Annotated in this window: 21 protein-coding genes, 1 pseudogene and 1 riboswitch; of the genes and pseudogenes, 8 read left to right on the top strand and 14 right to left on the bottom strand. The window is 70.7% G+C overall.

Going from position 1 to position 20,858, the window contains the following annotated elements; all coding sequences use genetic code 11:
* Nucleotides 1-35: 35 nt before the first annotated feature.
* Nucleotides 36-1,232: a M28 family peptidase gene (locus tag CHC09_RS48505; RefSeq protein ID WP_203833225.1), complete on the top strand. Its 1,197-nt coding sequence runs from the start codon at nt 36-38 to the stop codon at nt 1,230-1,232.
* Between the two features lie 309 nt (nt 1,233-1,541).
* On the opposite strand, the gene CHC09_RS28270 is transcribed toward CHC09_RS48505, so the two are convergent.
* Nucleotides 1,542-2,294 (bottom strand): DUF6348 family protein, encoded by a 753-nt coding sequence (locus tag CHC09_RS28270; protein WP_089296254.1) that lies wholly within the window; start codon nt 2,292-2,294, stop codon nt 1,542-1,544.
* A gap of 118 nt (nt 2,295-2,412) precedes the next feature.
* Between CHC09_RS28270 and CHC09_RS28265 the strand changes: the two genes are divergently transcribed.
* Nucleotides 2,413-3,015, top strand: coding sequence for a hypothetical protein (locus CHC09_RS28265; protein ID WP_089296253.1), 603 nt, complete (start codon nt 2,413-2,415; stop codon nt 3,013-3,015).
* Between the two features lie 229 nt (nt 3,016-3,244).
* Here the strand turns inward: CHC09_RS28265 and CHC09_RS28260 are convergent, their stop codons facing one another.
* Entirely contained in the window at nt 3,245-5,737 is a 2,493-nt protein-coding gene (locus tag CHC09_RS28260; RefSeq protein ID WP_089296252.1) for a DEAD/DEAH box helicase, read from the bottom strand.
* A 99-nt stretch (nt 5,738-5,836) separates the two neighbouring features.
* Here CHC09_RS28260 and CHC09_RS28255 point away from each other — a divergent pair, with 99 nt between their 5' ends.
* Nucleotides 5,837-6,397 (top strand): DUF1707 SHOCT-like domain-containing protein, encoded by a 561-nt coding sequence (locus CHC09_RS28255; RefSeq protein ID WP_239138524.1) that lies wholly within the window; start codon nt 5,837-5,839, stop codon nt 6,395-6,397.
* On the opposite strand, the gene CHC09_RS28250 is transcribed toward CHC09_RS28255, so the two are convergent.
* A complete protein-coding gene (locus CHC09_RS28250; RefSeq protein ID WP_239138525.1) occupies nt 6,387-6,752 on the bottom strand; it encodes a BlaI/MecI/CopY family transcriptional regulator in 366 nt (121 codons plus the stop codon). The genes CHC09_RS28255 and CHC09_RS28250 overlap by 11 nt on opposite strands.
* 111 nt (nt 6,753-6,863) lie before the next feature.
* Between CHC09_RS28250 and CHC09_RS28245 the strand changes: the two genes are divergently transcribed.
* Nucleotides 6,864-7,760 (top strand): M48 family metalloprotease, encoded by an 897-nt coding sequence (locus tag CHC09_RS28245; protein WP_089296249.1) that lies wholly within the window; start codon nt 6,864-6,866, stop codon nt 7,758-7,760.
* Nucleotides 7,761-7,771: 11 nt separating this feature from the next.
* Here the strand turns inward: CHC09_RS28245 and efeB are convergent.
* The 3 genes and pseudogenes from efeB to efeU form a co-directional block, all read right to left on the bottom strand.
* Nucleotides 7,772-9,037: pseudogene (gene efeB / locus CHC09_RS28240) on the bottom strand (iron uptake transporter deferrochelatase/peroxidase subunit); the annotation flags it as partial.
* An 80-nt stretch (nt 9,038-9,117) separates the two neighbouring features.
* A complete protein-coding gene (gene efeO, locus CHC09_RS28235; RefSeq protein WP_089296247.1) occupies nt 9,118-10,248 on the bottom strand; it encodes an iron uptake system protein EfeO in 1,131 nt (376 codons plus the stop codon).
* Nucleotides 10,249-10,255: 7 nt separating this feature from the next.
* Nucleotides 10,256-11,092 (bottom strand): iron uptake transporter permease EfeU, encoded by an 837-nt coding sequence (efeU, locus tag CHC09_RS28230; RefSeq protein WP_089296246.1) that lies wholly within the window; start codon nt 11,090-11,092, stop codon nt 10,256-10,258.
* Nucleotides 11,093-11,211: 119 nt separating this feature from the next.
* Between efeU and CHC09_RS28225 the strand changes: the two genes are divergently transcribed.
* Both CHC09_RS28225 and CHC09_RS28220 read left to right on the top strand, forming a co-directional pair.
* Nucleotides 11,212-11,706, top strand: a complete 495-nt coding sequence (locus tag CHC09_RS28225; protein WP_089296245.1) for a MarR family winged helix-turn-helix transcriptional regulator — start codon at nt 11,212-11,214, stop codon at nt 11,704-11,706.
* Nucleotides 11,697-12,923: an MFS transporter gene (locus tag CHC09_RS28220; protein ID WP_089296244.1), complete on the top strand. Its 1,227-nt coding sequence runs from the start codon at nt 11,697-11,699 to the stop codon at nt 12,921-12,923. The genes CHC09_RS28225 and CHC09_RS28220 overlap by 10 nt, the downstream gene beginning before the upstream one ends.
* A 66-nt stretch (nt 12,924-12,989) precedes the next feature.
* Here CHC09_RS28220 and CHC09_RS28215 read toward each other — a convergent pair whose 3' ends face one another.
* Both CHC09_RS28215 and CHC09_RS28210 read right to left on the bottom strand, forming a co-directional pair.
* Nucleotides 12,990-13,631 carry a nucleotidyl transferase AbiEii/AbiGii toxin family protein gene (locus tag CHC09_RS28215; RefSeq protein ID WP_089296243.1) on the bottom strand — a complete coding sequence of 214 codons (642 nt, stop codon included), beginning with the start codon at nt 13,629-13,631 and terminating at the stop codon, nt 12,990-12,992.
* Between the two features lie 36 nt (nt 13,632-13,667).
* Entirely contained in the window at nt 13,668-14,009 is a 342-nt protein-coding gene (locus CHC09_RS28210) for a hypothetical protein (protein ID WP_089296242.1), read from the bottom strand.
* Nucleotides 14,010-14,242: 233 nt separating this feature from the next.
* Between CHC09_RS28210 and CHC09_RS28205 the strand changes: the two genes are divergently transcribed.
* Nucleotides 14,243-15,580 carry a Clp protease N-terminal domain-containing protein gene (locus CHC09_RS28205; protein ID WP_143232617.1) on the top strand — a complete coding sequence of 446 codons (1,338 nt, stop codon included), beginning with the start codon at nt 14,243-14,245 and terminating at the stop codon, nt 15,578-15,580.
* Between the two features lie 3 nt (nt 15,581-15,583).
* On the opposite strand, the gene CHC09_RS28200 is transcribed toward CHC09_RS28205, so the two are convergent.
* From CHC09_RS28200 to CHC09_RS28190, 3 genes are read right to left on the bottom strand one after another with little or no spacing between them, the layout of a single operon-like run.
* The gene (locus CHC09_RS28200) at nt 15,584-16,009 is read right to left on the bottom strand and encodes a nuclear transport factor 2 family protein (protein ID WP_089296240.1); all 426 of its coding nucleotides are present in this window, start codon (nt 16,007-16,009) and stop codon (nt 15,584-15,586) included.
* On the bottom strand, nt 16,006-16,674 hold the full coding sequence (locus CHC09_RS28195; RefSeq protein WP_089296239.1) for a maleylpyruvate isomerase family mycothiol-dependent enzyme: 669 nt from the start codon (nt 16,672-16,674) through the stop codon (nt 16,006-16,008). Before CHC09_RS28195 ends, CHC09_RS28200 begins: the two co-directional genes overlap by 4 nt.
* 37 nt (nt 16,675-16,711) lie before the next feature.
* On the bottom strand, nt 16,712-17,275 hold the full coding sequence (locus tag CHC09_RS28190; protein WP_089296238.1) for a helix-turn-helix domain-containing protein: 564 nt from the start codon (nt 17,273-17,275) through the stop codon (nt 16,712-16,714).
* Nucleotides 17,276-17,322: 47 nt separating this feature from the next.
* Between CHC09_RS28190 and CHC09_RS28185 the strand changes: the two genes are divergently transcribed.
* The gene (locus CHC09_RS28185; protein WP_089296237.1) at nt 17,323-18,171 is read left to right on the top strand and encodes a class I SAM-dependent methyltransferase; all 849 of its coding nucleotides are present in this window, start codon (nt 17,323-17,325) and stop codon (nt 18,169-18,171) included.
* Nucleotides 18,172-18,182: 11 nt separating this feature from the next.
* On the opposite strand, the gene CHC09_RS28180 is transcribed toward CHC09_RS28185, so the two are convergent.
* From CHC09_RS28180 to mgrA, 3 genes are read right to left on the bottom strand one after another with little or no spacing between them, the layout of a single operon-like run.
* Nucleotides 18,183-18,929 carry a nucleotidyltransferase domain-containing protein gene (locus CHC09_RS28180; RefSeq protein ID WP_089296236.1) on the bottom strand — a complete coding sequence of 249 codons (747 nt, stop codon included), beginning with the start codon at nt 18,927-18,929 and terminating at the stop codon, nt 18,183-18,185.
* A 34-nt stretch (nt 18,930-18,963) separates the two neighbouring features.
* Nucleotides 18,964-19,635: a nucleotidyltransferase domain-containing protein gene (locus CHC09_RS28175; RefSeq protein ID WP_089296235.1), complete on the bottom strand. Its 672-nt coding sequence runs from the start codon at nt 19,633-19,635 to the stop codon at nt 18,964-18,966.
* Nucleotides 19,636-19,677: 42 nt separating this feature from the next.
* Nucleotides 19,678-20,673, bottom strand: a complete 996-nt coding sequence (mgrA, locus tag CHC09_RS28170; protein ID WP_089296234.1) for an L-glyceraldehyde 3-phosphate reductase — start codon at nt 20,671-20,673, stop codon at nt 19,678-19,680.
* A gap of 61 nt (nt 20,674-20,734) precedes the next feature.
* Nucleotides 20,735-20,841: riboswitch (glycine riboswitch) on the top strand.
* Nucleotides 20,842-20,858: the final 17 nt, after the last annotated feature.

Here is a 20,858-nt window from a genome sequence, read left to right as displayed (position 1 = left end):
GGGAGGGCGCGCCCGCATACATACATGCCTTTGTCTTGATCTCCAAACTGGACTGTGTCAGGATCGGCCGGACGTCGAATTCCAGTTTCGCCGCCAGCGGAGGAGGCAAGGCATTGCCCGATCGAGCCGACAGTGCGTCGAATGGCGCTGATCCCTCGGCCGAGCGCCCGATGCCGGACCCTGCCGATTCCCTGCACCGGACCATGGAAAGCGCCGCCGACCCCGCTCGGGTCGCCACTGACATCGCGACGTTGGCGGCCACCCCACGAGGCTGGCACCATCCACTCGAGATGCAGCGAGCGCAAACGTATGTGTCCGAGCAGCTCACGGCGGCGGGCTGGCGGGTCAGCCCGAAACCCTTCGAACGGCGTTGGGTGCTCGGCGTGAGTGACGCCGGTGGACGACCATCGTTCTTGAGTCGACTTCGCTTGTTCCCGCGCCTGGCAGGAACGAACCTCCTTGCCGAACTGCCCGGAGCCCCACAGGGCCGCCGGGTACTCGTCGTGGCGCACCTCGACACCGTGGCGTGCAGCCCCGGTGCTGACGACAATGCCTCCGGAGTCGCCGCGCTCCTGGAAACCGCCCGGCTCCTGGCCACGCTGGACGAGCCCGTGGCCGTGACGCTGGCGGTGGTGGACATGGAGGAACGTGCGAAGGTGGGTTCCGGAGCACTGGCCCGGGATCGCGCATTTCGCCGTAACCTCGACCTGGTCCTGTGCCTGGAGTCCGTCGGCACGTTCACCGACGTCCCGCACACCCAGCAGATGGGTGGCCTCGGATTGATCTTCCGAGACCTGGACCGCCGGGTTAAGGCAGGTCGGCACCGCGGTGACTTCCTGCTCGCGGTATGCCGCAAATCCTCTATGGAGGCCGCCGACGGGCTGACCGCCGCCGGGGCGGCCCTTACTGATCCACTACCAGTGCTCCACGCCCGCGATCCTCGTCCGGATGGCTGGCGCGGCCGTCTGATCACCTGGCTACTACCCCTGCTCGCCCACCTGGACCGCTCCGACCACGCGCCGTTCTGGAGTCGAGGAGTGCCCGCGGTGCTGCTGACCACAACGGCATCCTTCCGCAACCCGCACTACCATCTGGCCGGCGACGAACCCGACACCGTCGATCATCACCGGGTGACCTCTGTCGCGATCGCTCTCGCTGATGCGATCGCGGCCAGATTCGGTACGCACAACAGCCCCGCCGCCGTGGTGAGCGGCGGCCACACGCCGAGTTGACGGCCTCCACTTGTCCCGAACCACCTGGCGCCGGCCCGCGGCTCGGGACGGACGCAGCGCGGCATTCCAGCCACGGGGGATGGAATGCCGCGCTGCGTCCGTCCCGATGACAGCGAGCAGGGTTGATCTCCACAAGCGAGTCTGTATATGGTTGCAGCAGTTGTAGCCGACTCCTTCCCCCGTGGGAGCCGGCTACAGCTGTTTTCAGGCATCCGCCCTTGCCGGCCGTGCGGGGCATTCTCGCTTGACCACCCTGCCCCGCTACCAGCCGCTCGACAAGAAGTGCGTGACACAGAGAGGCGCCAACGCTCAGAGCGGATGTACCGCCACGGCGGAGAAGCGGGCGGTGGCCACGCCGGTGACCTGCGGCCACGGGTGGGCCGCCAGCAGCGCGGAGGCGTCGTCGGCCCGCGTGCCGTTGACCGACACTTCGGCGGTCAACTGGTCCGGCGTCCGGTTGACGAACACCTTGATCCCGTTGGGGCCGGCCGGGTCGAGCAGGCCGGCGAGATCGGCCCGCCCGAGGATTTCCGCGTCGCGCAGGGCGTCGCTGAGCGCCTCGAACTCATCCGGCTGCTCACCGTAGTACACGATGTTCGACGAGATCGTGTGCCAGCCGGGAACGCCGGGAGCGCAGCCTTCGCGGTGCAGCGTCTCGGCGAAGCGTCTCTTCGAGCCGGTGGCCAGCTCGAGGAAGCAGGCGCCCGAGGTGCTGATCCACAGTTGCGCGGCCAGGGCGGCCGGGTCGCTGCCGAAGCCGGTCACGCAGTCGACCACGGTTGGCCGGCCCTTCTTGGCCTTCAGCGTCCATCCGATGTCCCAGTGGGTCGGGGCGGCCTCGTGAACGTCCAGCAGCATGACGACCCAGCCGGTGTGGCGCCCGAACAGCATGCGGTCGCCGACGATGGCTTCCCGGGCCAGCTCGGGCGCCCGCATGCCGATCTCGTGGTAGAGCCGCAGGAGGAACTCGGCGTCGGCCGGCTGGGGTGGTGCGGACGGGTCCACCGGCGGCCGGGCCGGATAGGCCGGCGAGGGCGCCTTCTTGCCGCGGTTCCAGAACACGCCCGCACCCTAACCAGAAGATCGACAAGAGGCCAGCCCGTTCAGAGCGCGATTCAGAACGGTCATAGCCGGCCGGGAGGGTCGCGGTAGTTGATCATAGAGCGGCATACTCTCCCCGGTGCGCCCCTCGATGAACCTCGCCGTCTCCGCCGGTGTCGCGGTCGCCTGCGGGCTGGCCGTCGTCGCCGTCACCGCTTCGCTGGGTCCTGCCGAGCCCGCGGCCGGCCCGGCTGTTGTAGCCGCGACCACCACCGGTATACCCGTCAGCACCGGTGTCCCGGTCCGGCCGGCCCTCTGCGACGCCGAGCGACCGGCCACGCGGGACCCGTTCCCGTTCAACCGGGACGCCGCCCGCCGCGACCGCCTGCTTCCCTTCCTCGATCTGCTGGGCAACGGCGAGACCTTCGCCGGCGGCGCCGGATTCTTCGGCCCGGTGGACGCCGCCGGGCTGGCCGTGCTGCTCGACGGGAAGTGGCTGGACCCGGACGACCGGCAGAACGCCGCCCCGTCCGCCTGGGAGATCTTCCAGTTCGTCTGCGACCACCCGGGCACCCACGCGCAGGGTTATGCGATCAGCCCGGACCGCGAGGACTACCGGGTGTCGCTGGAGACCGTCTGGGCGCCGGAGATCGACGACGCGCTGCGCGCTGACGCCCTCAAGTTCTGCGCCGACGCGGACGCCCTCGAGACGTCCGACCACCTGGAGTGTTTCTGGGACTGACCTCGGTGCCCGCCGGAGCCGATCGACGTACTGGCCGGCCTGGCGCGGCGGCTTGCCCGGCAGCTACCTTGCCTGGCAAGCCGACGCACCGGGCCACGGCACGCGGCCGCGGCCCGGTGCGGCACGGACCTCGCGCGAGACCGGCACGGCAACGAGGCCGTGAGGCCTGCCCACGGGGCTCCATCGGTCGTACCGCGGAAATGGGATTTTGAACCGGCTACCGGTGCGTTCAGTGCGGGCCGACCGCGACGATGGTGATGGCCGCGCCGCCGGCCTCGTCGGACTCGGCCAGGTCGACGGTGGCGTCGATGCCCCAGTCGTGGTCGCCCTCCGGGTCCTCGAAGACCTGGCGGACCGTCCACAGCGCCGGGCCCTGCTCGATCTGCAGCAGCGCCGGGCCGCGCGCCGACGAGCCGGTGCCCAGCTCGTCGTACTCGTCGAAGTAGTCGTCGATCGCGTCGCGCCAGCGCTGCGCGGTCCAGCCGGACTCGCCGTCGAGCTCGCCCAGTTCGTCGTAGCGGCCCAGGGCCGCCAGCTCGACCCGGCGGAACATGGCGTTGCGGACCAGGACCTTGAACGCGCGCACGTTGCGGGTGACCGCCGGCGGCTTGTCGTCGAGCCGGACCTCCTCGACGACCGCGCCCGGGTTACGCAGCCGCTCCCACTCGTCGAGCAGGCTGGAGTCGACCTGCCGGACCAGCTCGCCGAGCCACTCGATCAGGTCGCCGAGCTCCTCGGTACGGGCGTCCTCGGGCACCGTCTGGCGCAGCGCGCGGTAGGCGTCGGCGAGGTAGCGCAGGACCAGGCCCTCGGAGCGGGACAGGCCGTAGAACGAGATGTACTCGGTGAAGGTCATCGCCCGCTCGTACATGTCGCGGACCACGGACTTCGGTTTGATCTCGTAGTCGGCGACGTACGGGTGCCCTTGGCGGTACGTCTCGTACGCCCCCTCGAGCAGCTCCAGCAGCGGCCGCGGCCAGGTCACCTCCTCGAGCAGCTCCATCCGCTGGTCGTACTCGATGCCCTCGGCCTTCATCGCGTTGACCGCCTCGCCGCGCGCCTTCTGCCGCTGCGCGGAGAGCACCTGGCGTGGGTCCTCCAGGGTCGCCTCGATCACCGAGACGACGTCCAGCGGGTACTCCGGCGTCTCCTTGTCGAGCAGTTCCAGGCAGGCCAGCGCGAACGGGGACAGCGCCTGGTTCAGCGCGAAGTCCAGCTGCAGGTCGTCGGTGAGCTTGTAGACGCCCTCCGGGGTCCGCTCGATGACCCCGCCGGCGATCAGCGCGCGGGCGATCGCGATCGCCCGGCGGATGTGCCGGCGCTGCGCGGCCGGCTCCTCGTGGTTGTCGGTGAGCAGGTGCCTCATGGCCTGGTACGGGTCGCCGTTGCGGGCCAGGACGTTCAGCAACATGGCGTGCGAGACCTGGAACGACGAGGTCAGTGGCTCGGGGTCGGCCTCGATCAGGCGGTCGAAGGTGGGCCGGCCGTAGCCGACCTGTCCCTCCGGGGGCTTCTTCCGGACGACCTTGCGCCGCTTCTTCGGGTCGTCGCCGGCCTTGGCCAGCGCCCGCTCGTTGTCGATCACGTGGTCGGGGGCCTGCACGATCACGGTGCCGAGGGTGTCGTAGCCGGCCCGGCCGGCCCGGCCCGCGATCTGGTGGAACTCGCGGGCCTTGAGCAGGCGGGTCTTCACCCCGTCGTACTTCGACAGGCCGGTGAACAGCACCGTGCGGATCGGCACGTTGATGCCGACGCCGAGGGTGTCCGTCCCGCAGATCACCTTGAGCAGTCCGGCCTGGGCCAGGGTCTCCACCAGGCGGCGGTACTTCGGCAGCATGCCGGCGTGGTGAACGCCGATGCCGTGCCGGACCAGGCGCGACAGCGTCCGCCCGAAGCCCGCGGTGAACCGGAAGCTGCCGATCGCGGCGGCGATCGCCTCCTTCTCGGCCTTCGTGCTCATGTTGATGCTCATCAGCGACTGGGCGCGTTCCAGGGCGGCGGCCTGGGTGAAGTGCACGATGTAGACCGGTGCCTGCTTGGTGCTCAGCAGCTCTTCGATGGTCTCGTGCAGCGGGGTCATCGCGTACTCGAACAGCAGCGGGACGGGCCGCTCGGCGTTGCTGACCACCGACGTCTGCCGCCCGGTGCGCCGGGTCAGGTCGCCGACGAACCGGCTGGTGTCGCCGAGGGTGGCCGACATCAGCAGGAACTGCGCCTGGGGCAGCTCGATCAGCGGCACCTGCCAGGCCCAGCCGCGATCCGGTTCGGCGTAGAAGTGGAACTCGTCCATCACGACCTGGCCGACGTCCGCCCCGGCGCCCTCGCGCAGCGCCAGGTTGGCCAGGATCTCCGCGGTGCAGCAGATGATCGGGGCGTCCGCGTTGACGCTGGCGTCACCGGTCAGCATGCCGACGTTGTGCGCGCCGAAGATCTGGCAGAGCGCGAAGAACTTCTCGCTGACCAGGGCCTTGATCGGGGCGGTGTAGAAGGTGGTGCGCCCGTCGGCCAGCGCGGCGAAGTGCGCACCGGCGGCGACCAGGCTCTTGCCGGAGCCGGTCGGGGTGTTGAGGATGACGTTGGCGCCGGTCGCGATCTCGATCAGCGCCTCCTCCTGGTGCGGATAGAGGACGAGCCCCTGCTCCGACACCCAGTCCTGGAAGGCTTCGAAGACGGCGTCAGGTCCGGAGGAATCGGGTCCGGGAAGGCGATCGGTCAGCGTCATGATCCTGCAAGTTTGTCAGTTCGCCCCGGACGCTGCGTAAAGGGGACCGGCCAGAACGCGGGTGCCGCTCGGTTGTGGTGCCGGGTTAGGGTCTGCGCCGTGGGACTTCCTGTGCTGGCGCCAGCCTCCGACGGTGACCGTGAACGAGTGGCCGAGTTGCTGCAGCGCGCCTGCGGCGAGGGCCGCCTCACCCTGGAGGAGTTCAGCGTCCGGGTCGGGGCGGTGTGGGCCGCCGAGACCGACGCCGACCTGATCCGGGCCACCGAGGGCCTCGCCCCGCAGCCGATCGTCGGCTCGGCGACGACGGTCGACAAGGTGGTCACCGTCTTCAGTCAGACCAAGCGGCGCGGCCGGTGGCGGCTGCGTGACCGCCGGGTGCGGGTGCACACCGTGTTCGGCTCCTGCGAGCTGGACCTGCGCGCCGTGCTGACCGGCGAGGACGTCATCGAGATCGCCGGCAGTTCCTGGTTCAGCGAGCTGACCGTGATCGTCCCGGAGGGCGTCGAGGTCGACCTGACCGGGACGAACGCGTTCAGCTCGCACGAGCTGAAGCTGACCCCGGTGCCGCGGGTGCCCGGCACCCCGGAGGTCCGGGTCGCGGTCAACGCCTGGTTCTCGTCGGTGCAGGTGGTCAGCCGCGCGCCGGAGATCACTCGCTGAGCAGGTCCCGCAGCAGCTGCTCGTCGTTGGCGTCCAGGTTGCCGACGAAGCGGCGCAGCACCGAGGCGCGGTCGGCCTCGTCCGAGAGCAGGCGGTGCATCCGGTCGGCGACCAGGCCGGCCGGGCCGTGCGGGGCGCCGTAGCGGAACGCCCGCCCGTCGCGGTGCCGGGCCGCCGAGCCCTTCTCGTACAGCCGGGTCAGGGTGGTGACCACGGTGCTGTAGGAGAGCTCGCCGGAGGGATCCAGCAGGTCCCGGACCTCGCCCGGGGTGAGGGGCCGGGCCGCCGCGCCCAGCACCGTCATGATCTCCGACTCCAGCTGGCCGGGTCTGCGGCGGCCGCGTGCTTCGTTCACGTTGCGAACCTTATCGAGCGATCCTGTGGGTGAGCTGTCTCGGCTTGCGGCGGCCGCGGGATGAGAACATGGCCGGGGGCTCACACCGGTGGGCGAAGGGAGGTGGCCGCGATGTTCGATCATTTCCTGTGGTCGGTGGTCGTCGTTCCGCCGCTGGCCGTGCTCATCGTGCGGCTGCTCGCCGACCGGATCGCCCCCGGCCGGGCGGCGTTCGTGGTCACCTGGTCGGCGGTGGTCGTGGCGGCGACCAGCATGATCAATCTTTTGCTGCTGGCCGCCCACGCGCTCGCCCAGATCCCGGCGATCGGGCACCTGTTCGGCTGGTCCGCCGCGGTGGTCGCCGCCGACACGGCCGGCGTCGAATGGGTGCCGTGGCTGAGCCTGGCGCTGTTCTCCGGCGCGATCGTGTCGGTCTCCCGGCGCTGGCGCCGGCAGCGGAAGATCCTCGCGATGGTGCCGGTGGACGAGGCGGGCGGCTTGGTCGTGCTGCCCGACGAGGCGCCCCGGGCGTTCGCGGTGCCCGGCGACCCGGGGCACGTCGTGGTCACCACCGGGATGCGGGGCCTGCTCACCGATCAGCAGTTCGAGGCGCTGCTCGCCCACGAGAACGCGCATCTGGCCGAGCGCCATCACCGGCTGGCCCGGGCCGCCGAGCTGGCGGTGGCCGCCCATCCGGCGCTCTGGTGGGTCGGCAAGCACGTCGACTACCTGATCGAGCGGGCCGCCGACGAGCGCGCCGCCGCCGACCTGGGCAGTCGCCGGACCCTGGCGCACGCGATCGGCGTGGCGGCCCTGGCCGGCGCCGGCAGCCCGTTCGCCGCCGCCCTGCACGCGGCGGTCCCGGGCGGCGTCGTGCCCCGCCGGGTCGCTCACCTGCTGCGCCCGCAGCCGCGGGCGGCCCCCGCCGCCTTCGTGCTGCTGCCCGCCCTGATCGCGCTCAGCTCGGTCGTCTGGACCGGCGAGGCCACCCTCGACCTGATCGAGCTGATGGTCTCGGCCTGGCGCTGACCGGCCCGCGCTCACGCGAACAGGGACCGGCCCCAGTAGTCGTCGGCGGCGAGCAGGCCGGGCGGGCAGGCGAACAGGCCGCTGGACGTGTGCCGGATGTACTCGTTGAGGGCGTCCAGCTTGGCCAGGCTGTTCTGGATCTGGACGAACTGTTTGCGGGGGTCACGCTGGTAGCCGATGAAGAACAGGCCGGCGTTCAGGCGCCCCAGGCCGTCGGAGCCGTCGACGTAGTTGTAGCCGCGGCGCAGCAGGCGCGCGCCGTTGTTCTGGTCCGCGTGCGCGAGGCGCAGGTGTGAGTCGACCGCGATGACCGGCTGGCCCTCGCCGTCCTCGGCCTTGAAGTCCGGCTCGTCGTGCTCCAGCTTGCCGGTCAGCGGCGCGCCCTCGCCCTTGTCGCGGCCGATGATCGTCTGCTGCTCGGCGAGCATGGACCGGTCCCAGGTCTCGATCAGCATCCGGACCTTGCGGGTGACCAGGTAGGAGCCGCCGGTCATCCAGTCCGGGCCGTCGCCGGAGTGCACCCACAGGTGCTCGTCGAGCAGCGCGGTGTCCTCGGCCTTGAGGTTGCGGGTGCCGTCCTTGAAGCCGAACAGGTTGCGGGGCGTCACCTGCGACCGGGACGTGGACGAGGTGCGGCCGAAACCGAGCTGCGACCAGCGGACGCTGACCTTGCCCATGCCGATCCGGGCCAGGTTGCGGATGGCGTGCACGGCGACCTGCGGGTCGTGCGCGCAGGCCTGGACGGCGATGTCGCCGCCGGAGATCGCCGGGTCGAGGGTGTCGCGGGGAAAGTTCGGCAGGTCGGCGAGGGCGGCCGGGCGCTTGGCCGCGATCCCGAAACGATCTTTTCCGCGTACGTCGCGGAACAGTGTCGGGCCGAACCCGATCGTGAGGGTGAGGCCGGAGGCGGGCAGGTCGAGCGCCTCGCCGGTGTCGTCCGGCGGTGCCTGCATCGAGCCGCCGACCGCGCCGAACGTGCCGGCGTCACGGCCCTGGGTCATCCGTGCCGCGGCGGCCGTCCAGTCCTGGAGCATGTCGACCAGGGCGGCCTTGTCGTCGGTGATCACGTCGAAGGCGCAGAAGTGCAACCGGTCCTGGGCCGGGGTGATGATTCCGGCCTGTCGCTCGCCGTAGAACGGGTATGCCCCGGCGGTGTCGGACACGAGGGTGTCCGGCTTCGGCTCGCGGTGGGTCAGAGCGATTGCTCCGGCTCCGGCCACGGCGGCTCCGGCCGCTCCCGCGCCGGCCAGTCCGAGAACTTTGCGCCGCTGCATCTCACAAGGCCTTTCTCGTGCTTTTCAAGAGGGGGGTCCGGCCGGGTGCGCGGGGCGACCGCCCCGCGCACCCGGCCGGGTGACTACTTCTTGGCGACGATCGCCGCGACCTTGCTGATCGGCTCGGCGAGCGCGTTGATGTTGTCGCTGAGCTCCTTCAGCTCGGCCTGGGTGAGCTGGTTGTGCAGCTTCCAGCCGTCGCCGGAGCGGTGCTTCTCGAGCGACGCCTCGACCTTGGCGAAGTTCTCGTCCAGCGTCTTGACCAGGGCCGGGTCCCGCTCCTCCAGGGCCGGGCGGAGCGCCTGGACAGCGCCCTGGGAGCCCTCGAGGTTGGCCGCGAAGTCCCACAGGTCGGTGTGCGAGTAGCGGTCCTCCTCGCCGGTGATCTTGCCGCTGGCGACCTCGTCGAGCAGTTCCTTGGCGCCGTTGGCGAGCTCGACGGGGGAGAACGTGACGGTGTTCGCCTTGTTCACGATCGTCTGGACGTCGGCGAGCAGCTTGTCCGCGTCCGGCCCGGACTTGCTGACGTCCTTGGTGACCCAGAGGTCCTTCTCGATCTTGTGGAAGCCGGTCCACTTCTGGCCGGGCTCCAGGTCGCCGTCGCGGGCGTCGATGGCCGGGTCCAGGTCGCCGAAGCTCTCCGCGACCGGCTCGATCCGCTCCCAGTAGGTGCGGGCGATCGGGAACAGCGTCTTGGCCTTCTCGACGTCGCCGGCCTTGACCGCGGCCACGAACGCGGTGGTCTGCTCGATCAGCGCGCCGCTCTGGGACTTGACGTAGCGCTGGTAGTCGGCGGTGGCCTGGGCCAGCTTCGCGTCCTCGGTGAGCGGGGCGGCCGAGCCGGTCACCTGGAAGGCGTTGCGGATGCCCTTGCCGATCATGCCGGGCTTGCAGGCGGTCTCGTACGCCCCGGCGGGCAGCTCGACGATCAGCTCGCGGGTCAGGCCGGGGGCGATGTTCTCGATCTCGCCCATGATCCGGTCGCCGGTGGCGTACACGTAGAACTCGTTGATCTTGCTGCCCTTGTTGGCGATGGTGAACGTGACGGTGCCCGCGGCCGAGGTGGCCCGCTCCACCTTGCACTCGGTGTCGGAGGCGGCGACGGCGATCTTGCCGGTGCCGTCTCCGGCCGCGTCATCGGATTTCTTGTCGCCGCAGGCGGTGAGCAGCAGCGCCGCGGCGGCGCCGGCGGTGATAAGACGTGCGGTACGCATCGTTCTCCTAGGAGGCGGTGGTTGCGGGGGTGGTGGTGGCCGGCTTGACGGTGCGTGCCGGCCAGAGGAAGAGAACGAGAACGGGGATCCCGTACGCGAGCCAGGCGATCGTCTCGGCGACGGTCGGCGCGGGCGTGAAGTTGATCATTCCGCGGAGCAGCTCGGCGTACCAGGCGGTGGGCGGCAGCGAGGACGTCAGGTCGAACGCCGTCCGGTCCAGTCCGCCCAGCACGTTGGCCTCCTGCAGGTCGTGGAAGCCGTACTTGAAGATGCCGGCGGCGACCAGCACCAGCAGTGCACCGGTCCAGGTGAAGAACGTGGACAGGTTGATCCGCACGGCGCTGATGTAGAGCAGCCAGCCCAGCACCACGGCGGTGAGCAGGCCGAGCGTGATCCCGATGAACGGCTTGGCGTCGGTGGCGCCCTGCGCCGCCGCGTAGAACAGGATCGAGGTCTCCAGGCCCTCGCGGATCACCGCGAGGAACGCCACGCCGGCGACCGCCACCGGGCCGACCTGGATGGCGTCCTCCATCCTGCCGCGAAGCTCCCGGCCGAGGTGGCGGGCCATCCGGCGCATCCAGAAGATCATCCAGGTGACGAACGCGACCGCGACGAACGAGGCGATCGCCTCGAACAGCTCCTGGCGCGTGGAGCTGAGTTCGGCGACGCCGACCTGCAGCAGCGCGGCGAAACCGATGGCGATCGCGGCGGCCAGGGCGACTCCGGCCCAGACCAGGCGCAGCAGCGGCCGCCGGTCGCTCTTGACCAGGAACGCGACGAGGATCGAGACCACGAGGGTGATCTCCAGGCCCTCGCGCAGGCCGATGAGGTAGATCGCGGTCATGGTGCTCCAAAGGTTAGCCAACCCTAACTCGTGCAACCGCATCATTCTTCTACCGGCTTGTAGATGTCAAATGCCCAATGGTGTAACAGCACTTATATAAGTGCTGTTACATTGATCGGATGGCAAACCTTCCCGACCCCACCGAACACGCCGTCTGGCGGTCACTGTGGGACCTGCAGGCGGCGCTGGACGCCGACATCGCCCAGGTGTATGCGGACGCGCGGATCGAAGGGCTCAAGCCGACCTGGGTCAAAGAACTGATCAAATTGCGGGTGTACGGCCCGATGACGATCACCGAGCTGGCTGAGGCGGTAGGGCGCACACACTCGGCACTGAGTCAGAAAGTGTCCGCGATGCGCGCCGCGGGCTGGGTCGGCACCGAGGCGGGGCCCGACGGTCGTACCAAGAAGGTGGCCCTGACGGCGAAAGCGGAGCGGATCGCCGGCCGCCTCGCGGCCGAGTGGCGGGCGACCGAGGCCGCCGTCGCCGAGATCGAGGCGGAGCTGCCCTACCCGATGACCCGGGTGGTCCGCGACATCGAGGAGGTGCTGCGGCGCAGGAGCTTCCGCGACCGGATCGCCGCGAAGCTCGCCCTGGACCCGGCATGGGAGTGACCGGGGCGCTGATCGACCTGCGGCCGCTCCGGTCGTCCCCGGCCTTCCGGCGCCTCTGGGCCGGCCAGCTCCTCTCCGGGCTCGGCAGCCAGATGACCATGGTCGCGGTGATGTACCAGGTCTGGCAGCAGACCCACAGCACGGTCTGGACCGGGGCGGTCGGGCTCGCCCAGGCGCTGCCGGTCATCGCGTTCGGGCTGTTCGCCGGGGCTCTCGCTGATCGATCCGACCGGCGACGCCTCTACCTGACCACGAAGATCGGCTCGACGGTCTGCTCCGCGCTGCTCGTCGCCCAGGCGTTCCTCGGGTCGACCTCGATCGCCGGGGTGCTAATCCTGCTCGGGGTGCAGGCGTGCTTCGGCGCGGCCGCTGGACCGGTCGGGCGGACGTTCCTCCCGCACCTGCTGGACAAGGACGAACTCGGTGCCGGGGTGGCGCTGAACCACATCTCCTTCCAGGCGTCGATGCTCGCCGGGCCGGCGATGGGTGGGCTGGTCCTGGGGTGGCTCGGGGTGGGCGGGTGCTACCTGATCGACACGGTCACGTTCCTGGTCGCGGTGTGGGCGGTGGCGGGCCTGCCCCGGCTGGCGCCGACCGGAGAGCGAGGGGGTCCCGGGCTGCGTGCGGTCGGGGAAGGGCTGCGGTTCCTCATCGGCGATCGTGCCGTTCGAGGTGCGCTGCTCGTCGACCTCGCCGCCACCGTCCTGGCCATGCCGATCAGCCTGTTTCCACTGGTCAACGCGGAGCGTTTCGGTAATGACCCGCGGACGCTCGGCCTGTTCCTGACCTCGATCGCGGTCGGCGGGCTGGGGGCGTCGGTGCTGTCCGGGGCGTTCACCCGATTGGGCCGGCCCGGACTGGTGATGTTGTGCGGTGCGAGCCTGTGGGGTGTGGCGCTCACCCTGTTCGGGCTGGTCACCGATCCGTGGCTCGGGCTTGGCTGCCTGGTGCTGGCGGGCGCGGCGGACACCGTCGCCGTGGTGTCACGGGCGACAGTGGTCCAGTTGCACACCCCGGACGAACTGCTCGGGCGGGTCGCGGCGGCGGAGCAGATCGTCGGTCACGCTGGGCCGGAGGTCGGCAACCTGCGGGCGGGGCTGGTGGCCGGAGCCTTCTCGGGGCCGGTCGCGCTGGTCAGTGGCGGGTTGCTGTGCCTGGCGGCGGTCGCGGCCATCGCCCGTACGATGCCGGCCCTGCGCCCGGCGGCACGGCTTTAGTCGGTTGAAGACCTGAAGACGGCGTTCGGGAAAGCGTCGCCGTGACGCTTTCCCGAACGCCGTCGGTCAGGTTCGGGGCCAGGGGGCGAGGCGGCGGCGCAGCTCGGCGATCTTCGGGGCGTCCAGGCCGTAGAGGGTGAAGCGGACGTCGTCGAGGCGGTCCAGGTAGCGGCCGGCGTCGGCGATGTCCTCCGGGTCCAGGGCGGGGTCGACGGCGTACGCCAGCTCGAGGATCCGGTCCAGCGGATAGCGCTCCAGCGCGGCCGCCACGTCGATGTAGTCGCGGACCTCGCGCCGGTTGATCAGGGCCGCGACCTTTGTCGCCACCAGGTCGTCGAGGTGCATCACCGGGCCGAGGTCCATCACCACCGGCGCCCGGCTGCGGTCCAGGCGGCACAGGGTCAGGCGCAGCGCGCGATGGTCGCCGGCGACGAGGAACTCCTGGATGTCCGCGGCCATCCCGGGGAACAGTTCGTCGCCCTCCTCGCGGACCACCCGGTATCCGGCCTCGGTCAGGGCGGCGGTGACCTCGCCGGCGGCCGCGACGACGCCGCCGGCCGTGTCGGTGAACAGGTCGATGTCCTCGGTCGGCCGGGCGACCAGGCCGTTGACCAGCCAGGCGACGCCGCCGCCGAGCACGAAGCCGTGTTTGTCCGCGACGGCGAGCGCGACCCGCGCCACGTCGCGATAGAAGTCGTCCACGCTCATCTCAGCGAGCGAGTCTAATGCGTCGGGGCCGGGCGATCAGGCGGCGATGCGCGTGCGCAGGCGGGGGTGGCGCGCCTCCCAGGCGGCCCGGACTCCGCGCGGAAGATTCAGCTCGGACCAGACCCGGACCAGGGTCGCGCCGTCAAGAAACGCGCGCAACTCGTCCACCCGGATCGATTCCCGGAGCACATTCTCATACATCCACAGCAGCATGGTGCGCTGCGAGAGATCGAACGCGCGGTGCGGATGCCACCACAACCGCAACGGCAACTCGACGAAACCGCACGTCGGCCCGCGCAATTCAGCCAGGGTGCCGGCCACGACGACCGGCCGATGCGGCCGGGCCAGGTGGACGACGGGGGCGGCGCTCGCGGACATGGGTCCAGCCTAAACCGCTGTCCCCACCGAAAAGCAAGCACCCAAATTCCATGGACGGCAAAAACATTCGGCGTTCGCCGGTGGCTCGCGGTTCATTTTCCGGTACGAACCGGGAACGGCCATGCCGGTCGGTGAGCCTCGGGGCGGGCCGTGCGATTAGCGGCATGTGGCTTCCGAAGGGGAAGGGGAATTCGTGACCACTGATTCCCCGAGGTCCACCGGGTGGTCGGCGTGTGGCACGATTTCGCGTCGAGGTGATGTTGATCATGCGGGTGACCGATCAGGCGCTGCGGGTACTGGTGCTTGCCGCCGAAGAGGCTCACGGGTCGGGAGAGACTCCCGTCACCGGCTATCACCTGCTGCTCGGCCTCGCCGACGGGGAGGGCGGCGCCCGGCACGTTCTGGATGTGAGTGCTGCCCGCCTACGGGCGCCCGCGCCCCCGCCACCGGGGGAAGTCGCCCTGGCTGGAGAAGCCGTCGCTGGCGTGGAAGCCGGCGTGGCCGGGGAGATCGACGGCGCTTCGTCTCCAGCGGTGCGGGAGATCGCCGGCGGGTCGTTTCCGTCGGCGAAGGAGATCGCCGACCGGGCCGTCAGCCACGCTCAGGCCTCCGGCCGTGACTATGCGACCACAACCGACCTGCTCTTCGCCGCGCTCGGCCCCGACGACGGCCCGGCGGCGGCACTGCTGCGCGCCGCCGGTGTCGACCCGGCGAGGATCCGCGCGGCGCTGACCGAACAGGATCACGCGACCTGCTGCGCGGAGTCCGGCATCAGCAAGATCAGGCCGATCCTGGCGGGGATGGGCTCGCACGCCGCCCGTATGCCGGGCCGTTTCCGGGCCGCGGCCGGCTTGCTGCCCGTACTCCTGCTGTATGCCGTCGTCGTGGCCGTCACCTGGGATTCGGCCGGCCCCGAGACGGTTCTGGTGATCGGCGCGCTCGCGTGGCTCGTCATGGGGCCCCTGTTTCAACTCCGGGTCCGTCAGCAGACGCGGGCGAGTCTGGCGAGCACGCCGGAGACCTTGATCGTGCCCGCCGGCATCCGGCCTCTGCTGGACCGCCTCGGCGTGCGCGACCTCGAAGTACGCCGCCGGCCGGGCGTCGCCGCCGACCGCTGCCTCCGGCTGGGACGCCGCGCCTGGCTGGTGATCTCGGGCAACACCGAGGATCACCCGGAGTGGGCCGGGTTCGTGCTGTGGCACGAGATCGCCCACCTCGCCCGCCGCGACATCCTGATGAGCCAGATCCGGCCGGCCGCCTGGTTCAGCGTCTATTGCGCGGCCCTGATCAGCGTCGACTTCCGGGCGCTGGCGATCGTCGTGGTGGGTGGGCCGCTGCTGATCGTCGCCCAGCGCTGGTGGTCGGAGCTGGCGTGCGACCGGCTCGCGGTCCGGTTCGCCGGCACCGCGGCCCTTCACGGCTGGGTCGCCGACCAGCGGGAAATCCAGCGGATCGCTCGCCGGCAGGGCGTTCAGGAGCGGTGGTCATGGCTGACCCACCCACCTCTCGCCCTGCGTACGGCGCTGCACCCGCACTCGCCCGCAGCTGACCCGGTGGCCAGTCCGGCCTGACGCTCAGCTCTCCTGTTCGTCGCACCAGGCGACGGCGCTGATCCGCCAGCCCGCGCCCGTACGGACGAACTGGAACGACTTCATGCCCTGACCGGTGAACGGCGTGCCGTCCTGCACACCGGATTTCGCATAGCCGCAGAAGTGTGCGGCGACATCGCCGAATACCTCGGTACGTCCGGACACCTGCCATTCGCTGAAGTCGGTCAGCCGGCCGCCGGACAGCAGCTCGCGTCGAGGGCCGATGAACGTGTCGGCGTCGTAGACGGCCGGTTCACCACCGCCGGTGCGGACGATCACCGCCTGCGGGAGGAGTGTCCGCCGCATCGCTTCCAGCTGTTCCGGCAGATCCGGACCCGAGGTGAAGGCGGCGAAGAAGAGCCGCACCAGCTCGGCGATCGCCGTGCGGTCCCGCGCCTCGACCTCCGTCACGGCACGAGCGGGCCGGGCAGCGCCGCGCGTGCGGCCTCGTGATCGCCCGCCAGGCGATCCCAGGGCAGCCGGTTCCAGAGCGCCAGCAGGACCTGTTCGGCGGACCCGCTGAGCGTGGCGACGGGTTCACCGGGGCCGACGGTCCACGACTCGCCGACGTCGGTCGCGGTGAACCGGACCGCGGCCTCGGGCGCGGCCATCCGCCCGAGCCGCACCTGACGATCCACGAACGTGTCGAAGACCTCGGCGATCCCGTCCGCGCACAGCTCCGGCGCCAGCTCGCTCGGTTTCCCGAGTGCCTGCTGCGCGTCCCAGCGGTGCACCAACGTCTCCAGCCAGCGGCGGCGCCGCCAGAATCCGACCGTGTGCGGCGGCGCGAACGTCCACGCCGCGGTCCCGGGATCGACCGTGAGCGTCTCGACCAGGACCTTGCTGGTCTCCGCGAGCCAGGGGGCGATGTCGGCCGGCGCGGGCGGCGCCTGGAAGCGGCCGTGTCCCTCGGTGACCGCGGCGACAACCCACAGGTTTCCCTGCCCGAGGTGTTCGGCCAGCTCGCGCAGCGTCCATCCGGGACAGTGCTCGACCGGTGCGCCCAGGTCACCGTCCATGCACTCCTGGAATATGGCCAGCTCTTCTTGCAGGAGGGTCAGATGATCCAGGTCCATGGCCGGAACTCTACCGGCGGCGCGTGCTCCCGCCCGGCTACGACGGGCGCAGGTGGGAGCGCTCGCCCTCGTGGTCGAGGATGCACAGGACCTCGGCCGGGCCGCCGCTCGAGCCGAACGCGTGCGGCACCATCGTGGAGAACTCGGCGGCCTCGCCGGCCCGGACCACGATGGTGCGCTCGGCCAGCCGCAGCACCACCGTCCCGGAGAGCACGACGAACCAGTCACGGCCGGGGTGCACCCGCAGGTCCTGCGGGGCGGCGCGGTCCACCCGAAGCTTGGCGACGGTCATCCCGGCGGGGGCGCCGTCCCGGTTGAGCAGCCAGGTCGTCATGCCGCGGGCATCGTCGTGGTGCGGGCGGATCACCACGTCCTCGTCACGGCCCGACTCGACCAGCTGGTCGAGGGTGGTGCCGAGGGCCCGGGCGATCGGGGCGAGCTGGTCGAGGGCGATCCGGCGGTGCCCGGTTTCGATCCGGCTCAGCGTGGACGGGGTGAGGTAGGCGCGGGCGGCGAGTTCGTCCAGCGTCCAGCCACGGGCCGCCCGCAGGCCCCGGATCCGTTGCCGGACGAGCGCGTCCAGCTCACCGTCTTGCGTCATACGCAAGAGAGTATGTCGTAGACGCAAGATGGCGCTACGGTCGTGGCATGGCACACGGACACGGGCACAAGCACGGGCATGGACACGACCACGGGCACGGCCACCAGCAGCACGGCAACGGAATGGCCCAGATGCTCGACCTGGACGCCGAGGTCCTGCGGGACTACTACAGCGAGGTGATCGGCTGGGCCGGCTCGCTCGTCCCGGACAGCCCCCACATCATCGACCTCGGCGCGGGCACCGGGACCGGCACGATCGCCCTCGCCCGGCACCTGCCGGCCGCGTCGCTGACCGCCGTCGACATGGACGAGGAGATGCTCGCCCACCTGCGGCGCCGAGTCGCGGAGGCGGGGTTCGGCGACCGGGTCGGCACGGTCCGGGCCGACCTCGACGACGAGTTCCCCGAGCTGCGCCCGGCCGATCTCGTGTGGGCGTCCGCGTCGATGCACCACCTGGCCGACCCGGCGCGCACCCTCGCCCGGGTCCGAGACGTGCTCCGGCCCGGCGGCGTCTTCATGATCACTGAGCTCGAGGGGTTCCCGCGGTTCCTGACCGAAACGGCCGGCGCCGCGCTCGAGGAGCGCTGCCACGCCGAGCTGGCCCGGCTGCGGCTCGAGGCCGGCATGCACATGGGCGAGGACTGGGGTGCCCGGCTCAAGGCGGCCGGCTTCGAGGTCGAGGGCGAGCGGCACTTCGACATCGAGCTGCGGCAGCCGCTGCCGCCGCAGGCCGCGCGGTATGCGCAGGTCACGCTGCAGCGCACCCGCGAGCGGCTGGCCGACCGGCTCTCCGCGGACGACCTGGCGGCCCTCACGACGTACACGGAGAATCTCGACGGCCGCGAGGATCTCACGGTCCGGGCCACCCGCGACGTCTGGATCGGCCGCCGCCGCTGAGCGGCGGCCGGTCAGCCGAGCCGGGTGCGCACGATCAGGTCGTGCAGGGCGGAGACCGACTCCTCCGACGGGCGGTCCCGCAGCGAGGACGCGTCCCGGGCCGCCTCCAGCTCGGCGCGGAGCCGGGGGATGTCAGCGGCGAGCCGCGCGGCCACGCCGGCGGGGAACGGGCCGTGCTCGGCCGAGCGCTTGGCCGCGATCAGGTCCGGCACGTACGGGAGTTCCGTGCCGAGCACGCCCAGGTCGGTCTCCAGCTGACCGGTTCTCATCAGATGGATGCCGGTCAGCAGCACCCGCAGCGTGTAGAGCGCCGGCTTGAGCTCACCCGTCTTCGCGTACAGCTTCTCCTGGCTGTGCGAGAACCCGATGTAGTGATAGGTGTGATTCCGGGTGATCAGGCCCGCCGCCAGCTCCTTGAGCGCGGCGTGCAGCGGTGACGTCACGACCACGAGCGGGGACAGCAGCTGCTCCAGGACGTAGCCGTTGCGGCTGTTCAGCAGCTTGGCGAACTTGAGCAGGTCGTGCGAGACGACATCCAGCTCGACACCGTCGCGCACGCCGCCGCGCTGCAGCGTCTCCGGCCCGTGCCGCAGCCCGACCACCTCGTCGGCCGGCAGCACGTGCGAGGCGCGCAGGTCGAGGTCCGAGTCGACGGACGCGAACCCGTACAGGTGCGCGCCGCTCACGGTGCAGAAGATCAGGGGATAGGGGAGTTCGTGGGCGGCGTCCGCCGCCCACTGCGGCACGTCGATGGTCATCGCGTTTCCTCTGGTACGTCGTGAAGCGTCCCGATCACAGCCCGCGCTCCCGGACCTCGTACAGCAGCCGGTCGATCCGGTCCCGGTCGGGTCGCTCGGGCAGCTCCGTCACCGCGGCCGCGTCCCCGAGATCGGCGAGCAGCGCGGCAGCCCACGCGGTCACCTCGTCCCAACCGACCTCACCCCGCTTGACGGCCAGCAACCGCTCCCGATGGTGCCGGACGTCGACCAGGACCTCCCCGGTACGCAGCACGTGCGCCCCGGCCATCAACAGACGGATCATGTGCATGGCCTGCTTGTGGTTGGTCTCCCCGGTCCGCGCGCGCCGGGCGTTGACCCGGTCGAGCTGGTCGCGCGCGTAGCCGCCGTAGGTGTCGGCGACCCGCCGGGACAGGAACGCCCGCCGGGCCGCGCGCAGCTGTTCGCCGTCCGGCGTGACCGCTACGACCAGGGGTGACCAGAGCACCTCGAGGACCGTCGGGTTCGCCTGCGCCGCGAGCGTGCAGAACCGCTCGACCTCCCAGGAGAACTGCTCCTCGGCCGGCCCGTCGAGGTGCGTCGGCGGCTTGTCGAGACGCCAGAACGACCGGGTGGGCGCCGCGTAGACACCACGCCGGTCGTGGTCGCTGTCCGGCCCCTCGAGCCCGTAGGAGCGGGAGCCGACCACGACGGCCAGGATGGTGTGCTCCTCGACAAGATCCGTCATGCCCGGGAACGGTAGTCAATCCGCTCCCGGGCGGCACGGCTATTACAGGTCGAGGACGGTGCCGTCGATCTCACCGAGCTCGGCCTCGCTGAGGTCGAGGTTGTTCAGGGCGGCGATGTTGTTCTCCAGCTGCTGCACGCTGGAGGCGCCGATGATCAGGCTGGTCATCCGCGGGTCGCGCAGCGCCCAGGCGAGGGCGAGCTGGGCGAGCGACTGCCCGCGCCGCTTGGCGATCTCGTTGAGCGAGTGCAGCCGGCCCATCGTCTTCGCGTCCAGGGCGTTCTCGTCGAGGAACACGCTGGTGCGGACCCGCGAATCGGCCGGGATGCCGTCGAGGTAGCGGTCGGTGAGCAGGCCCTGCTGCAGCGGGCTGAACGCGATGCAGCCCGCGCCCGCCTCCTCGAGGGTGTCCAGCAGCCGGTCGTGTTCGATCCAGCGGTTCAGGATCGAGTACGACGGCTGGTGGATCAGCAGCGGAGTGCCCAGGTCACGCAGGATCGCGGCGGCCTCGGCGGTCTGCTCCGACCGGTAGTTGCTCAGGCCGACGTAGAGCGCCCGGCCGGAGCGGACGATCTGGTCGAGCGCGCCCATCGTCTCCTCGAGCGGAGTCTCCGGGTCGGGCCGGTGGTGGTAGAAGACATCCACGTAGTCGACGCCGAGCCGCTTCAGCGACTGGTCCAGCGACGAGATCAGGTACTTGCGGGAGCCGAAGTCGCCGTACGGGCCGTCCCACATGGTGTAGCCGGCCTTGCTGGAGATGATCAGCTCGTCGCGGTGGTGCTTGAGGTCGCCGTTCAGGATCCGGCCGAAGTTGGTCTCCGCGCTGCCGGGCGGCGGCCCGTAGTTGTTGGCCAGGTCGAAGTGGGTCACGCCGAGGTCGAAGGCGCGGCGGACGATGTCACGCTGGCGGTCGGCCGGACGGGTGTCGCCGAAGTTGTGCCAGAGACCGAGCGAGATGGCGGGCAGCTTGAGACCGCTGCGACCAGCGCGGCGGTACGTCATGGAGCCGTAACGATCGTCAGAAGGGGAGTACGTCACAGCCCCACCATAGGCATTCCGATCATGGCCGTGTGCGCTGGTAGGTTTGTGACCAGCCGGCTATACCCGCGCGGGAGAGACCTGGATTCCATGTTTCATGGGGTCCATCGGCGCCGAAGGGGCAAATCCTCCCCGGAACCTCTCAGGCAAAAGGACCGCGTGGGCAGGCGACTCTGAAGTCCCCG

It is taken from the genome of Actinoplanes regularis (assembly GCF_900188005.1).
Taxonomy (GTDB): Bacteria; Actinomycetota; Actinomycetes; order Mycobacteriales; family Micromonosporaceae; genus Actinoplanes; species Actinoplanes regularis.
This window is presented reverse-complemented; position numbering and strand designations above follow the sequence as displayed.